11 protein-coding genes are annotated in these 15,583 nt (G+C 66.2%); 6 read left to right on the top strand and 5 right to left on the bottom strand.

The window, feature by feature from the left end; all coding sequences use genetic code 11:
- The 4 genes from AC1DYX_RS17275 to AC1DYX_RS17260 all read left to right on the top strand — a co-directional run.
- The coding region (locus tag AC1DYX_RS17275) for an ABC transporter permease (RefSeq protein WP_477260961.1) at positions 1-919 on the top strand (919 nt) is incomplete at its 5' end.
- Between the two features lie 161 nt (positions 920-1,080).
- The gene (locus AC1DYX_RS17270; protein ID WP_477260959.1) at positions 1,081-1,515 is read left to right on the top strand and encodes a group II truncated hemoglobin; all 435 of its coding nucleotides are present in this window, start codon (positions 1,081-1,083) and stop codon (positions 1,513-1,515) included.
- A gap of 6 nt (positions 1,516-1,521) precedes the next feature.
- A complete protein-coding gene (locus AC1DYX_RS17265; protein WP_477260957.1) occupies positions 1,522-2,847 on the top strand; it encodes a DNA recombination protein RmuC in 1,326 nt (441 codons plus the stop codon).
- A gap of 62 nt (positions 2,848-2,909) precedes the next feature.
- A complete protein-coding gene (locus AC1DYX_RS17260) occupies positions 2,910-3,449 on the top strand; it encodes an REP-associated tyrosine transposase (RefSeq protein WP_477260955.1) in 540 nt (179 codons plus the stop codon).
- A gap of 67 nt (positions 3,450-3,516) precedes the next feature.
- Here the strand turns inward: AC1DYX_RS17260 and moeA are convergent, their stop codons facing one another.
- The 4 genes from moeA to AC1DYX_RS17240 are packed head-to-tail and all read right to left on the bottom strand — an operon-like array spanning position 3,517 to position 8,929.
- Positions 3,517-5,385 (bottom strand): molybdopterin molybdotransferase MoeA, encoded by a 1,869-nt coding sequence (gene moeA / locus AC1DYX_RS17255; protein WP_477260953.1) that lies wholly within the window; start codon positions 5,383-5,385, stop codon positions 3,517-3,519.
- A gap of 4 nt (positions 5,386-5,389) precedes the next feature.
- Positions 5,390-6,523 (bottom strand): GTP 3',8-cyclase MoaA, encoded by a 1,134-nt coding sequence (gene moaA / locus AC1DYX_RS17250; RefSeq protein WP_477260951.1) that lies wholly within the window; start codon positions 6,521-6,523, stop codon positions 5,390-5,392.
- Positions 6,516-7,832 carry a chromate efflux transporter gene (gene chrA / locus AC1DYX_RS17245; RefSeq protein WP_477260949.1) on the bottom strand — a complete coding sequence of 439 codons (1,317 nt, stop codon included), beginning with the start codon at positions 7,830-7,832 and terminating at the stop codon, positions 6,516-6,518. Before chrA ends, moaA begins: the two co-directional genes overlap by 8 nt.
- A gap of 53 nt (positions 7,833-7,885) precedes the next feature.
- Complete coding sequence (locus AC1DYX_RS17240) at positions 7,886-8,929, bottom strand: patatin-like phospholipase family protein (protein WP_477260947.1); 1,044 nt, start codon at positions 8,927-8,929, stop codon at positions 7,886-7,888.
- A 223-nt stretch (positions 8,930-9,152) separates the two neighbouring features.
- Between AC1DYX_RS17240 and AC1DYX_RS17235 the strand changes: the two genes are divergently transcribed.
- Entirely contained in the window at positions 9,153-10,391 is a 1,239-nt protein-coding gene (locus tag AC1DYX_RS17235; RefSeq protein WP_477260945.1) for an RNA-guided endonuclease InsQ/TnpB family protein, read from the top strand.
- A 280-nt stretch (positions 10,392-10,671) separates the two neighbouring features.
- On the opposite strand, the gene AC1DYX_RS17230 is transcribed toward AC1DYX_RS17235, so the two are convergent.
- A complete protein-coding gene (locus tag AC1DYX_RS17230; protein WP_477260943.1) occupies positions 10,672-13,914 on the bottom strand; it encodes an Rne/Rng family ribonuclease in 3,243 nt (1,080 codons plus the stop codon).
- 910 nt (positions 13,915-14,824) lie between these two features.
- On the opposite strand from AC1DYX_RS17230, the gene AC1DYX_RS17225 reads away from it, so the two are divergent.
- The coding region (locus AC1DYX_RS17225; protein ID WP_477260963.1) for an RluA family pseudouridine synthase at positions 14,825-15,583 on the top strand (759 nt) is incomplete at its 3' end.

Raw genomic sequence — 15,583 nt, 5'->3', positions numbered from 1 at the left:
CCGCGCGGCCGGCGTGCGCGACCCGGTGCTGTACCCGATGATCCGCGGCCGCCTCGTCGCCGTGAACGGCAACGCGGTCACGGCGACCACGTACGTCGATGAGCGCGCGAAGGGTCTCGCGGAGCGCGAGTTCAACCTGTCGTCGACGGCCGACCTGCCGGCGACGAACGAGATCGTGGCCGGCCGCTGGTACCGCGACGCGCCGGGCGTGACGGAGGCATCGGTCGAGCAGGGTCTCGCGCGCACGCTGCGCCTGAAGCTGGGCGACACGATGCGCTTCGACATGGGCGGCCAGATCGTCGACGCGAAGATCACGAGCCTGCGCAAGCTGGAATGGGGTTCGATGCGCGCCAACTTCTTCGTCATCATCAACCCCGCCGCGATGCGCGCCGCGCCGACGACGTACATGACGGCATTCCACCTGCCGGCGCGCGGCATCGGCCTCGCCAACACCCTGACGCGCGCGTGGCCGAACCTGACCGTCATCGACGTCAGCGGCATCATCCGCCAGGTGCAGGAGGTGCTCGACCAGGTCGTCGCGGCGGTGGAATTCCTGTTCCTGTTCACCCTGGCCTCGGGTGTGCTCGTGCTGTATGCGGCCCTGATGGGATCGCAGGCCGAGCGCACGCGCGAAGCGGGCCTGCTGCGCGCGCTGGGCGCCACGCGCGGCCAGCTGGCGCAGGCGCAGCGCATCGAGTTCGTGCTGGTCGGCAGCCTGTCCGGCCTGCTGGCGGCGTCGGGCGCCGCGGCGCTGGGCTGGGCGCTGGCCGAGTACCAGTTCAAGTTCCCGTGGCGGTTCGAACCGCAGGTGTGGGTCGTGGGGCTGGTCGTGGGGGCGGTATGCGCACTCGTGGGCGGATGGCTTGGACTGCGCAACGTGTTGCGGCAGCCACCATTACAAACGTTGCGAGAAGCGTGAAAAAACGTAAGTGTAGGTGCGTAGGGTGGGCACCCTGTGCCCACGCGTTACGTTTGCGGTCCGCCGACGTCCGCGTGGGCACGTGGTGCCCACCCTACGTATCGCCGGCCAAGGTCAACGTACTTGACCACGACATTGGCAGGCTGCGCTATCATGAGCGGATGTCTGAACCCAACGCACCCCAAGATTCCCAGGACGTACAGGAACAGCAAGACACTCGCACCCTGTACGAGATCATCGGCGGCGAATCCCGCCTGCGCGAACTGGTCGACCGTTTCTACGACCTGATGCAACTGGAGCCGGAGTTCGCCGGCATCCACGCCATGCACCCCGTCCCCAACGACAGCTCGCGCGATAAGCTGTTCATGTTCCTGTCCGGCTGGATGGGCGGGCCGAACCTCTTCATCGAACGCTACGGCCATCCGATGCTGCGTGCGCGCCACCTGCCGTTCGCCATCGGCACGTCGGAACGCGACCAGTGGCTGCGCTGCATGGCGCTGGCGCTGGAAGACCTCGGCTACGACTACGACCTGCGCCTCGCGCTGATGCAGTCCTTCTACCAGACGGCCGACTGGATGCGCAACAGGCCCCACTAAGACAGCATGTCGACCCTCGAATTCATCGTGCTCGCGCTGGCGCTGCTGGCCGTCCTCGGCTTGCAGGTCGTGCTGCTGACTCGCGCGCGCCGCGGCGGCGACGAGCGCCACGCTTTCGAACGCCTGGAGCGCGAGCTGCGCCAGGAATTGCAGGTCAGCGCCCAGTCCACACGCCAGGAACTGGCTGCGCACCTGGCGCAGAATCAGGCCGCCACCGTCCAGCAGCTGGACGGCATGCGCCAGCAGATCCAGTTGAATTCGCAGGGCGGCCGCGAGGAACAGGCGCGCGCGCTCAAGCGGTTTTCCGACACGCTGAACGGCGCGCTCGCGAACCTCACGGAATCGAACGCGCAACGCATGCTGGAAGTGCGCGCGACGCTCGAGACGAAGATCCGCGACCTGCAGAACGATAATGCGCGCCGCCTCGAAGAGATGCGCCAGACCGTCGACGAGAAGCTGCACGCCACCTTGGAGACGCGCCTGACGGAATCGTTCCGCCAGGTGTCCGACCGCCTGGAGAAGGTGCACCAGGGCCTGGGCGAGATGCAGCAGCTGGCCGTCGGCGTGGGCGACCTGAAGCGCGTGCTCGTCAACGTTAAGACGCGCGGCACGTGGGGCGAGGTGCAGCTGGAAATGCTGCTCGAGCAGATCCTCACCGTCGACCAGTACGCCAAGAACGTGGAGACGGTACGCGGTTCGAACGCGCGCGTCGAATTCGCGATCAAGTTGCCGGGCGTCGTCGACGGCGGGCCGCCGCTGTGGCTGCCGATCGATGCCAAGTTTCCGAAGGAGCAGTACGAACGCCTGCTGGAAGCGGCCGAGCAGGGCGATGCCGACGGCGTCGCGCGCGCGGGCGCGGAGCTGGAGCGTGCGGTGCGCGGCGAAGCGAAGACCATCTGCGAGAAATACGTGGCGCCGCCGCAGACGACCGACTTCGCCATCCTGTTCCTGCCGACCGAGGGCCTGTACGCGGAAGTGATGCGCCGCCCGGGCCTGGCCGACGACCTGCAGCGCACCTTGCGCGTGACGATCGCCGGACCGTCCACGCTGGCGGCGCTGCTGAACAGCCTGCAGATGGGCTTCCGCACGCTGGCGCTGGAAAAGCGTTCGTCCGAGGTGTGGCAGGTGCTGGGTGCCGTGAAGACGGAATTCGGCAAGTTCGGCGACGTGCTGGCACAGACCAGGCTGACGTTGGAGCGCGCCGCCAAGAACATCGAAAGCGCCGAGGTGCGCAGCCGGCAGATGGCGCGCAAGCTCAAGTCGGTGGAAGCGTTGCCGAGCGAGGCGGCGCAGTTGATGTTGGGCGCGTCGAACGTCGACAGCGACGATTGAACCGTGGCGTACGTTTGATCAACCGCCGGCACCGAGGATGATCCGCGACGTACGCTCGGATCATGACCTATTATCGCCGCACACGGACCGGGAATACGTTCTTCTTCACGCTCGTCACCTATCACCGGCGCCCCATTCTGTGCCATCCAATGATCCGGCTTTCGTTACGTCGTGCAATCGACGACGTGCGTAAAACTCGTTCGTTTGTTATCAACGCCTGGGTATTGATGCCGGACCATCTGCACTGTGTCTGGACCTTGCCCTCGGGCGACTCTGATTTTTCTATGCGCTGGTCGCTGATCAAACGGTCGGTGTCGCGATTCTCTCCGGACGTTGTTCTCGATCCTGGGGTGCGTAACGCATCGGCGCGACAGCATCGTGAATCGACGATCTGGCAACGGCGGTTCTGGGAACATCTCATCCGTGACGATGTCGATTTCGAGCGGCATCTCGATTACATCCATTACAACCCGGTGCGGCATGGGTACGTAACGCGTGCGATTGATTGGCCTTATTCGACGATCCATCGGTACATACGCGACGGCGTGTATCCGATCGATTGGGCTGGAGGGCTGGATCGCGAATGGGGTGATTTCGAATAGTCGATGGTATGCGGAGGTTGCGCGTGGGCACGGGGTGCCCACCCTACGCAAGTTCGGCGTATTCCGGTCAGATCAGGCCCTCGAACAGCAGCACGTCGACCATGTCGCCCGCCTGCACGGTACCCTGCTCATCGTGCAGTACCACCATGCAGTTCCCCTCCGACATCGACCGCAGGATGCCCGACCCCTGCGACCCCGTGATCGTGACGGTCGGCTGGCCGTCCGCGCCGCGGGCCAGGATGCCGCGCTGGTATTCCGTGCGGCCCGGTTTCTTGCGGATCGTGCCAGCCGAGCGGGCGCGCACCAGTTCGAGCGGTGCCTCGGCACCCATCATGCGCAGCAGTGCGTCGCGGGCGAAGAAGTAGAACGAGACCATCACCGCCACCGGATTGCCCGGCAGGCCGAACAGGAAGGCGCTGCGGCCGTTCGACGTGATGCGGCCGAAGGCCAGCGGGCGGCCCGGGCGCATGCCGATCTTCCAGAACGTGACGTCGCCCAGGCGCGCCATGATCTGCTTCGTGTAGTCCGCCGCGCCGACCGAGACGCCGCCCGAGGTGATGATGGCGTCGGCGTTCTCGCAGGCGTCGCGCAGCGCCTGCTCCAGCGCCTGCGGGTCGTCGCGCACGACGCCCATGTCGATCAGGTCGCAGCCCAGGCGCTGCAGCATGCCGTAGATCGTGTAGCGGTTGCTGTCGTAGACGCAGCCCTCGTCGAGCGGCTGGCCGATCGAGCGTAGTTCGTCGCCCGTCGAGAAGAACGCGACGCGCAGCCGGCGCTGCACGGGGACTTCCGCCACGCCCAGCGACGCGAGCAGCCCGAGGTCGGCCGGACGCACGATCTTCCCGCTGCGCAGCGCCGCGCTGCCGGCCTTCAGGTCTTCGCCGGCCAGGCGGCGGTTGTCGCCGGGGCGGATGGTGCCCGGGGCGATCGTCATCGTATCGGCGTCGACGCTCACGAATTCCTGCGGCACGACGCTGTCGCAGCCGGCCGGCATCACGGCGCCCGTCATGATGCGCACGCATTCGCCCGGCTGGGGACTGCCGTCGAAGGGGCGGCCGGCGTAGGCCGTGCCGATCACGCGCAGGCGCACGGGCGCGTCGGTGGGCAGGTCGGCGCCGCGCAGGGCAAAACCATCCATCGCCGAGTTGTCGTGGGCCGGCACGTCGATCGGGGAGACGATGTCGGCGGCCAGCACGCGGCCCAGCGCAGCGCGCAGCGCGACCATCTCGGTCGCGCGTACGGGCGCGACGAACTCGCGGATGATGCGCTGGGCGTCGCGCACGGGCAGCGCGTCCGGGTCGTACGCGGACAGGCAACTGACCACGTCGGCCAGCCGCGGCACCCTGGCCGGGTCGAGTTCGCGCAACTCGTCCAGCGTGTTGATGTTGCGGAAGGCGTCGGCGTCGTCGAACAGCACCTCCGTCACGCGGATCTGCGGATACCAGCCGTCCATGCGCCGCCCGCCGCCGTCCAGGTAGGCCGACAGCACCGGCTCCAGGCTCGCCTTCAGCAGGCAGAACACGGGGTGGACCTGGCGCCGGCCATTCTCTTCGGTGACGGCGACGGCGAGGTCGGCGTCGATCGCGCGCAGGCCGTCCAGCAGGCGTTCGGCCAGGTCGGCCGGCAGGAAGGGCGAATCGCACGGGGCCGTGAGCAGGTAAGTCGTCGCGCAGCGGCGCAGGCCTGCCTGCAGGCCGGCCAGCGGGCCCGCGTAGTCGTGCGTGTCGTCCGGCCAGACGGGCACGCCGCAGGCCGCGTACATATCGAGGTTGCGGTTGGCGTTGATGGCGACCGTCGCCACCTGGGGCTCGAGGCGCGCCAGCACGTGCGCGACCATGGTCGTGCCGCCGAACGGTTGCAGGCCCTTGTCGACGTGGCCCATGCGCGTGCCACGGCCGCCGGCGAGGATCAGGCCGCTGATGGATTCCTTGTTCATGTTCTTATCCACCGATGTAGGACATTTCGATTTTTTGTGCGCTCTCCGCGCGCAGCGAGAGGCCCGCCGTGTTGACGGTGCGGGTCTCGGAATAGCGGTCGTCGCGCGCGCGCCAGAGCTGGGCGATGGCGGCCTGCATCTCCGCGTCCGTGCGCCCCGTCCGCAGCAGTTCGCGCAGGTCGTGGCCGCAGGTCGCGAACAGGCAGGTGTACAGCTTGCCCTCGGTCGACAGGCGGATGCGCGAGCAGTCGTGGCAGAACGCCTGCGTGACGCTGGAGATCATGCCCACTTCGCCGAGGCCGTTCTTCCCATCCTTGTCCACATAGCGCCAGCGCGTAGCCGTTTCGCCGGGATAGTTGGCGCCGACGGGTTCGAGCGGCATCTCGGCCGCGATGCGGCGCACGACGTCGCGCGACGGCACGACTTCCGTCATGTTCCAGCCGTTTGAGGCGCCCACGTCCATGTATTCGATGAAGCGCAGCACGACCGGCGTGCCCTTGAAATGGCGCGCCATCGGCAGGATCTGGTCGTCGTTCATGCCGCCCTTGACGACCATGTTGACCTTGATCGGGCCGAGGCCGGCGGCCTGGGCGGCGGCGATGCCGTCGAGCACGTCGGAGACGGCGAAGTCGACGTCGTTCATGCGCTTGAACACGGCGTCGTCGATGGCGTCGAGCGAGACCGTCACGCGGTCCAGGCCCGCATCCTTCAGCACCTGCGCCTTTTTCGCCAGCAGCGAGCCGTTCGTGGTCAGCGTGAGGTCGAGCGGGCGGCCGGACGGCGTCTCGATGGCGCGCAACTGTTCGACCAGGCGCTCCAGGTTCTTGCGCAGCAACGGTTCGCCGCCGGTCAGGCGGATCTTCTCGACACCGTGGGCGACGAACAGCCGCGCCACGCGCGCGATTTCCTCGAAGTTGAGCAGGGCGGCGTGGGGCAGGTAGGCGTAATCCTTGTCGAAGACTTCCTTCGGCATGCAGTACACGCAGCGGAAATTGCAGCGGTCCGTGACGGAAATGCGCAGGTCGTGCAGGGGGCGCCCGAGGGCGTCGGCAAGCAGGCCGGTCGGTGTCTCCAGCGTGTCGGGGACGGCCAGCGCGGGCGAGCGCGCATCGGCCACCATGATGATTTTTTCAGCCATGCCAATACGATAGCAGAAGGCCGGCCACGGCGCAGGCAAGGATGGTCTTGATGGTGCCCGTTCTGTAGCGCAATAGCGCCACGGCAGCGGCCGTGCCGATGGCGATGGCGCCCCAGCGCGGCGCGCCGGCGTGGAAGAACACGTGGGCACCAAAGAACACGGCCAGGCTTGCGATCACGCCGACGACGGCCGCCGAGATCGCGGTCAGCGGCGCCGTCAGCCGGATATCGCCGCGCGTCGATTCGACGAGCGGGCCGCCGGCGAGGATGAACACGAACGACGGTAAAAAGGTGAACAGCGTGGCCACGCCGGCCGCCGCCGCGCCGGCCAGCAGGCGCGCGTCCGGGCCGAACAGCGCATGGGTCCAGCCGCCGACGAAGCCGACGAAGGCGACGATCATGATCAACGGCCCGGGTGTCGTCTCGCCCAGCGCGAGGCCGTCGATCATCTGGCCCGCGTCGAGCCAGTGGTATTGCTCGACAGCATGCTGCACGACATAGGGCAGCACGGCATAGGCGCCGCCGAAGGTCAGCAACGCGGTCTTGCCGAAGAAGGCACCCATCCGGGGCAGTTCGCCGTCCGGTCCGCAGGCGAGGACGAGCGCGGCCCAGCAGGCGAAGCCGATGGCGCATCCCGCGACGCTCACCGTCGCCAGGCGGCGCCAGCTGAAGCGGGCGTGGGGCGGCGTCGGCGTCGTGTCGTCGATCAGCGCCGGCGGGTGGGCCGCGTCGGCCGGTGCCGCCGCGTGGGCGCCGCCGGGTTCGAACAGCGCGGGCCGCAGACGTCCGCCCACCAGTCCGACGAGCGCGGCGCCCAGCACGATCAGCGGGAACGGCACACCGAGCAGGTCGATGGCGACGAAGGCCGCGAGCGCGACGCCGGCCAGCAGGCGATTGCGCAACGTGCGGCTGCCGATGCGCCAACCCGCCGCCAGCACGATCGCGACGACGGCCGGCTTGATGCCGTCCATGATACCGGCGACGACGGCCAGCTGGCCGTACGCCATGTAGATCCACGACAGCAGGATCAGCACGAGCAGCGAAGGGAGCACGAACAGCACGCCGGCGGCGATCCCGCCCGGCACGCGGTGCAACAGCCAGCCGATGTAGATCGCGAGCTGCGTCGCTTCCGGTCCCGGCAGCAGCATGCAGTAATTCAGCGCGTGCAGGAAACGGCGCTCGGAGATCCAGCGTCGGCGCTCGACGAGCTCGGCGTGCATCATGGCGATCTGCCCGGCCGGACCGCCGAAACTGATGAAGCCCAGCTTGAGCCAGTAGCGCAGGGCGGTGTGAAAGGGAAGGGCGGACAAGGTGGTGGGCAAGCGAGTGTAAACTTGCCCATCTTACACGATGTGCTGCCCGCTCATCTGGACAGCGCCCGTGCCTCCTCGGACGCAAACACGTGTGCCGGGTCGAGCGTCGACATGACACCGACATCGTCGACGTGCGCGTCGAGCCAGCGCGCGGCCGCCATCTGGCCGAGGTCGTGCAAGTGGCGAATGAAACTCCATTCCGTGTTGAACCTGCTCGAGATGCTCAAGTCGCGCAGCACACCGGTGCCGCTGATCAGGTGCAGGCGCACGGGCGCGCGCCGTGTCCTGGCCGTCGATTCTTCGTCGAACACGGCGCCGAGGTGCTGGATGGCGCTGATCTCGCGCACGAGACTGATGTTGAACGCAATCTCGTTGGCGCGGTTGTTCACGTCGGCCATGCTGTATGGCAGATCGCGGCGGGCGATCGGGTTGTTCTGCACGACGAGGATGTCGCCCGCGTAGCCATTCACGAGCGGGGCGAGCGGAGGATTGCCGACGAAGCTGCCATCCCAGTACGCCTCGCCATCGATGCGCACGGGGGCGAATACCTGGGGCAGGCAGGCCGAGGCCATCACGTGCTCGACGTCGATCTCGTCGCGCCGGAACACGCGGCCCTTGCCGGTGCGTACATTCGTGGCCGATACGAACAGGCTGACTTCTTCGCAGGCACGCACCCGTTTGAAATCGACCAGCGTCGCGAGCAGGGTCGACAGCGTGTTGATATTGAGTGGATACAACTGCTCGGGCGCGAGGGTCGCGCTGGCCAGCTGCAGCAGCATGTAACCGGGCGACGTCTCGATGCTGCCGCGGCCCATCAGGACATCGAATGGGGTCGGGCGCAGCGGGCCGAGCGCGGCGGCCTGGCCGAGCGTCGTCCAGAAGCGATCCAGGCTGCGCCGCGCGCCTTCCGGGCCGCCGCCATGCGCAAAGCCGTCGAGCACGGCGACGGCATTGATGGCGCCGGCGCTCGCGGCGCTGACGGCGACGATGTCCAGGCGGTCGTCGGCCAGCAGCCGGTCGAGTACGCCCCAACCGAAGGCGCCGTACGCGCCACCGCCCTGCAATCCAAGACTGATCCGTTTCGTCTTTTCCATGATGCTAGCCTCGTCTGATTGGTGCCTTAGTGTGCACCGATCCGGGATTCCGGGTCGCCGGTTTGCTGCGGTGCGGCATCCGTCTCGCATGTCAGGTGGGGTTCGAAAAGTAATCTGGAACTTCGCAAACTTTGCGCGATCATAGGCAATGCACAAGTTCATTCCGATCGCACGGCCGACAAGCCTTTGGTTGGATGACCAAGATGACTTTGAAGGATGTTCAATGCTCGCCGCGCACCGCATCCGGCTGGACCCGAACAACAAACAGGCGACCTACCTGGCGCGCGCTGCGGGTACCGCCCGCTTCGCGTACAACTGGGCGCTGACCGAGTGGCAAAAACAATATGAAGCCTGTAAGGCCGACCCGACGCTGGCCAAGCCGTCCGAAGCGGCGCTGCGGCGCCAACTCAATAGGATCAAGCGCGAGCAATATCCTTGGATGCTCGAGGTCACCAAGAACGCGCCGCAGATAGCCATCATGCAGCTCGGGCGTGCGTTCGAGAACTTCTTCGCCGGGCGGACCGGTTATCCGAGATTTCGCAGGAAAGGACGGGACGATCGCTTTACGCTCAGCAATGATCAGTTCCGCGTCGAGGACCGGCGTATCCGCATTCCGAAGCTGGGGTGGGTCAGCATGCGTGAGACGCTGCGTTTTGCGGGCCGGATCGTCTCCGCGTCGGTTGCACGCGTTGCCGACCACTGGTACGCCAGCATCACCGTTGATGCTTCTGATTCACCTGTGCCGCTGGCCGATAACCAAGGTGCGGTCGGAGTGGACCTGGGCATCAAGGCGCTGGTCACCCTGTCGACCGGCGAAACGTTTCAGAGCCCGAAGGCATTGCGAACCTTGTTGACACGATTGCGGCGGCTATCGCGTGCCCTGTCCCGTAAAGTCAAAGGGTCGCGTAATCGCGTCAGGGCGAAACTGAAACTGGCGAGACTGCACGCGCGGATCGCAAACATTCGCCAGGACAGCCTGCATAAGCTGAGCACCAGCATTACGCGCCGCTTTCACACGATCGGCATCGAGGATCTCAACGTCAAGGGCATGATGAGCAACAGACATCTGGCGCGGGCCATTGCGGACATGGGCTTTTATGAACTACGCCGCCAGCTCGGGTACAAGGCGGCCTGGCGCGGCGGGCAGGTCGTACTGATCGATCGTTGGTTCCCCAGTAGCAAGTTGTGTTCGTGCTGTGCGTATCGGCTGGAATCCCTCGGCCTGGATATGCGGTACTGGACCTGCCCAGGTTGCGGGGCGTTGAACGATCGCGACGTGAACGCAGCGATCAATCTGAGGAATGTGGCGGTCAGTTCGACCGCATCGGCCTGTGGAGGGGAAGGCGCTGGCCCTGTGCGCGAGCGCAGGGTGAAACCGGCCCCAGCGAAGCAGGAATCCAACGGCAAAGTTAACCATGGCCAACTTTGCGTAGGTTTGGAAGAACGAGGTCGAGATGGTTGAGTTGCATGGCATTCTCCGAGGATGGGTTCGCTCGGGATGCCTGCCTGGAGGCGCGCGCGCACGAACCCGTTGGGCGCAATAGCGCCGGACGGTTCGTCGCGGGTACGCATGCGTGGACGCATGGAACAGAACTTCACGCCTGATCTGGCGCGAAGGGGTCGGGCTTAYGTATCCGACCCGGCCTTTTTCGACGCCGCCATCGTAGCACAGGCGGCCCGTCAATAAAAAAAAAGGAAGCCGGGAAGGCTTCCTTTTTCACGTCAAGGCGGTGTCGACGCCTTTATTGACGCGTATCCACCTGGATCAGCGGCTCGTCGACCGGCGGCGGCGCCGGCTTGCGCGTGCGGCGCGGACGGGCCGGCGGCGCTACCTGGGCAGCGGCTTCCTGGGCGGCGCGCAGCTTTTCCGGATCCGTCGATGCCAGCGTGAGACCGGCTTTCTCGAGCAGGTCGTTCAGGTCGGCCGTTGCGGCAGCCACCGGAGCCGGAGCCGTTGCCACGGCCGGGGCAGGGATCGCTGCGGCAGGCTGAGCGGCCTCGACCTCGACCTCGACCTGAGCCGGTGCCGTGACAGGTGCAGGTGCAGCGGCAGGTGCCGGTGCCTCGACCGGAGCCGGTGCCGGAGCGGCACTCACGACCGGCTGTGCGGCGGTATCGGCCTCGGCCATGTGGGCCACGGCGGCGGCTACCGAGTCGGTGGTCGGGAACGGCCACGGCGACTGGGCGGCCGGCTCAGCTTGTGCAGCCGGCTCAGCCTGTGCAGCCGGCGCGGCGGTTGCTGCGGCCTGCGCTGCAGCTTCCTGTTCGGCCTGTACCTTGGCAGCCTGGATGCGGGCCGCTTCGGCCTGCTCGGCCGCAGCCTGCTCGGCGGCGGCTTTCACGGCCGCGGCCTTGACCGATTCCGCAGTCGGGAACGGCCACGGGCCCGGCACGACGGCCTTGGCCGGCTTGGGCTCTGCCTGTGTTTTCGCAGCCTTGGCTTCGGCCTGCACCTTGGCGGCTTCCTCGTCGGCCACCGGCGCGAAGGTCGGCGCGGCCTCGCCCTCGATGACCTCGTTCTCGCTGCCCTCGACCTGGTCGCGGTCGCGGCGGTTACGGTTGCGGCCACCACGGCGGCGGCGGCGGCGCGGTTCGTCGCCGTGTGCCTCGCCGTCGAGTTCCTCACCGGCAGGTCCGGTCGTCGCTGCCTCGGCGGTCGCCACCGGCTTGAGCGCTTCCGGAATCTCCGGCTCGCCGGCCAGCGTGACGGCTGCCTGGGCAGCGATGACCTGGGCTGCGTTCAGTTCCTCGCTCCTGGCTTCGGCCGGAGCGCGCTCGGTCGAGACACGCTCGGTCGGGGCGCGCTCGATACGCTCGGCACCTTCACGCGGCTGGCGCGGCTGGCGCGGTGCGCGTTCCGGACGTTCGCCACGTTCCGGACGCTCGGCACGCTCGCCGCGCGGGTTCTGCGGCTGGGCGTCGGCGGTTGCGGTTGCCTGTTCGCGCGGCTCGCGGGCTTCGCGCGGTTGACGCGGCTGGCGCGGCGGACGCGCCGGCTTGCCTTCAGCCTCGACCGGCTTGGCGCCTTCCTCGGCACCTGTGGTTTTCACGTCACGTTCGTCACGCTCGCCACGGTTGCGGCCAGTGCCGCCGGCAGGCGCGTTGCGGCCGCCGCGGGCGTTGCGCTGGCCACGGCCATTGCGCTCGCCGCGTTCGCCGGCGGCAGGTAGAGCTTCAGCGGGCTTCGGCGGCGCGACGGGAGCGGGCGGCGGAGCGACCGGCGCCGGTCGGCCGAAGAAGAAGTTGCGCAGCCTGGTGAGGAAACCTTCCTGGACCGGCGACGCATATGCAGCCGATGCGGCAGCGGCGGGTGCGGCGGCAGGTAGAGGGGCAGGTGCCTCGACCGGCTTGGCCGGCTGACGGTCGACCATCGGGGCCGGCTGGGCCGGGGTGATGGTCTTGACGACGGCTTCCTGGCGCGGCTTCGCTTCTTCCTTCTGGCGCTTGGCGAAGGCCATGTCCGTGTCGGCCGACTCGGCCATCGTGTAGCTGGCAGCGTCGTCGTCCAGGCGCGGGTCGTCGTGCTTGATGCGTTCGAGCTTGTAGTGCGGCGTTTCCAGATGCTTGTTCGGAATCAGGATGACCGTGATGCGGTGGCGCGTCTCGATTTTCAGGACTTCGCCGCGCTTTTCGTTCAGCAGGAAGGCGGCGACGTCGACCGGGACCTGGACGTGGATCGCGGCCGAATTCTCCTTCATCGCCTCTTCCTGGATGATGCGCAGCACCTGCAGGGCCGACGATTCCGTATCGCGGATGTGGCCGGTGCCCGAGCAGCGCGGGCAGGTCACGTGCGAGCCTTCGGACAGCGAAGGACGCAGGCGCTGGCGCGACAATTCCATCAGGCCGAAGCGCGAAATCTTGCCCATCTGCACGCGTGCACGGTCGTGGTGCAGCGCATCCTTCAGGCGTTGTTCCACTTCACGCTGGTTCTTGGCGACTTCCATGTCGATGAAGTCGATGACGATCAGGCCGCCCAGGTCGCGCAGGCGCAGCTGGCGGGCCACTTCGTCGGCCGCTTCGCAGTTGGTGTTGAAGGCGGTGGTCTCGATGTCCGAGCCGCGCGTGGCGCGCGCCGAGTTGACGTCGATGGAGACGAGCGCTTCCGTGTGGTCGATGACGATCGCGCCGCCCGACGGCAGCGGCACGGTGCGCGAATATGCGGTCTCGATCTGGTGTTCGATCTGGAAACGGGAGAACAGCGGCACGTCGTCCGTGTAGCGCTTCACGCGATGCGCCATGTCGGGCATCACGTGGCTCATGAACTGCTGGGCCTGGTCAAAGATCTCGTCCGTGTCGATCAGGACTTCGCCGATGTCAGGCTGGAAATAGTCGCGGATGGCGCGGATGACCAGCGACGATTCCTGGTAGATCAGGAACGGGCCCGGGGCCGACTTGCCGGCGCCTTCGATTGCGCGCCACAGCTGCATCAGGTAGTTCAGGTCCCACTGCAGTTCTTCGACGTTGCGGCCGATGCCGGCGGTGCGGGCGATGACGGACATGCCCTGCGGCAAGTCCAGCTTGTCCATCGTCTCGCGCAGTTCCTGGCGTTCCTCGCCTTCGACACGGCGCGACACACCGCCACCGCGCGGATTGTTCGGCATCAGGACCAGGTAGCGGCCGGCCAGGGAAATGAACGAGGTCAGGGCTGCGCCCTTGTTGCCGCGTTCTTCCTTTTCGACCTGGACCATGATTTCCTGGCCTTCGCGCAGGGCTTCCTTGATCGTGCAATTGCGGACGTCGACGCCGTCGCGGAAATAGGAGCGGGCAACTTCTTTGAAGGGGAGGAAGCCGTGGCGTTCTTCGCCGTAGCTGACGAAGCAGGCTTCGAGGGAGGGTTCGATGCGGGTGATGACGCCTTTGTAGATATTCGATTTTCGCTGTTCGCGACCGGCGGTCTCGATATCGATGTCGATCAGTTTCTGGCCGTCGACGATCGCTACGCGCAGCTCCTCTTGCTGCGTAGCGTTAAACAACATACGTTTCATTTTTATTAACTCCGCGACCCGTAGGCCGTTTCATGCCGTCTTAACAAGAGCGGCGAAAGTACAGGGATGTACGCGGGGAAGGAGTGTTGGCGGTGGTATGCCCGGGGCGTGACACGGCATGGCCGGCCACAGGGCGCAGTGGCGTCGAACGTGATTGCCGCGCGCACGAACGTCCTTGCTCGGCCCGGGCGGCCCGATCGGGGCGGCACAGGGGCCAGCAAGCGGTGCGACACAGCCTGGCCTTCAGTCGGCATGCATACCGGGCGGCAAACGGATCGGCCATCAGGCGAATATCAGCCTTGATGCCGGAACGCGATTGCTGCCTGCGGAACCCTGGAACCGCCGGGCAAAGCGGTGTTGCCGGAACACGCAATCCGGTCCTTGAGGTTGCGGTGCGTTCTGCGCACCTGCCATCCTTTCCGGATCACTGTCTCCACCAACACTCACCGCTCACGACGGTTTCGAGGTTCCTCACTTCGGGTCGGGCGCAACGGCAAGCGTTATCGACGCCATCACCCGGCGAGCCCACCCTGGAGCCGGCTTGCCGGTACTTATCCTTACAATTCCAAACAATCCAATCCTGCATCCTGTGCGGCTACCCGATTGCAACTGCGGTGCAACCCAGGTTCGCACAGGAATGTGCGTACACGTCTAGGAATCCCACCAAATCCGCTGCGCGTTCACATTGTCGCTCGCGTACTCCGCGTCTGTCACCGACACTGCTGCCGCTGGCGACGATTTTTTGGGACCCCGTTTTTTTCCATCGAATTCGCATTTTGGCGGGGCCGATGGAGACGCCCCTGTGTAAAATATCGTTTTAATTCTTACACCTGCAGAGGTTTGACCGCCGCCTGTCGATTATATATTCAAAATGAAGGACTTAGAGAGAATTTCTGGGAAGACAGAGCGAATGACCTTGCAAAACGATGTTGTTCCCCCTTCATCACAGACAGATAGCCGCCCAGCCGCTACCGCCCAGTTTGTCACAATCACCGAGGAAGAAGCAGGCCAGCGCATCGACAATTACCTGCTGCGCGTCTGCAAGGGTGTCCCAAAAAGCCATATTTACCGCATCCTCCGCTCCGGCGAAGTGCGCGTGAACAAAGGCCGCATCGACCAGCTGTATCGCCTCGTGACGGGCGACGTCGTCCGGATTCCGCCCGTGCGCATGGCCGAGCGGCCGGCCGGCGCCGCCCCGGTGCCCGGGGCCGAGTTTCATATCGTGCATGAGGACAGCCACCTGCTCGTGATCGACAAGCCGGCCGGCGTGGCCGTGCACGGCGGTTCCGGTGTGTCGTATGGCGTCATCGAACAATTGCGCGCGGCCCGGCCGGAGGCGAAATTCCTGGAGCTGGTGCATCGCCTGGACCGCGAGACGTCCGGCTTGTTGTTGCTTGCAAAGAAACGTTCCGCATTGACCAACTTGCACGAGCAAATGCGCGACGGCAAAACCGACAAACGCTACCTGACCCTCGTGGCCGGCGACTGGCGTAACCCGCGTCAGCACGTCAAGCTACCTTTACATAAGTACACGACGCCGGACGGCGAGCGCCGTGTCGTCGTGCAGGCGGGTGGCCAGGAATCGCACACCATTTTCAATCTGCTGAAAAAGTGGCCGGACTACGCGCTGCTCGAGGCGGAGCTCAAGACCGGTCGCACGCACCAGATC

Source organism: Massilia sp. P2_C2 (assembly GCF_056404615.1).
This window is presented reverse-complemented; position numbering and strand designations above follow the sequence as displayed.

Coding starts and splice junctions, on each gene's coding strand:
- AC1DYX_RS17265 (WP_477260957.1), top strand. CDS start 1,522: ATGTCGACCCTCGAATTCATCGTGCTCGCGCTGGCGCTGCTGGCCGTC.
- AC1DYX_RS17270 (WP_477260959.1), top strand. CDS start 1,081: ATGTCTGAACCCAACGCACCCCAAGATTCCCAGGACGTACAGGAACAG.
- moeA (WP_477260953.1), bottom strand. CDS start 5,385: ATGAACAAGGAATCCATCAGCGGCCTGATCCTCGCCGGCGGCCGTGGC.
- moaA (WP_477260951.1), bottom strand. CDS start 6,523: ATGGCTGAAAAAATCATCATGGTGGCCGATGCGCGCTCGCCCGCGCTG.
- AC1DYX_RS17260 (WP_477260955.1), top strand. CDS start 2,910: ATGACCTATTATCGCCGCACACGGACCGGGAATACGTTCTTCTTCACG.
- AC1DYX_RS17240 (WP_477260947.1), bottom strand. CDS start 8,929: ATGGAAAAGACGAAACGGATCAGTCTTGGATTGCAGGGCGGTGGCGCG.
- AC1DYX_RS17230 (WP_477260943.1), bottom strand. CDS start 13,914: ATGAAACGTATGTTGTTTAACGCTACGCAGCAAGAGGAGCTGCGCGTA.
- AC1DYX_RS17235 (WP_477260945.1), top strand. CDS start 9,153: ATGCTCGCCGCGCACCGCATCCGGCTGGACCCGAACAACAAACAGGCG.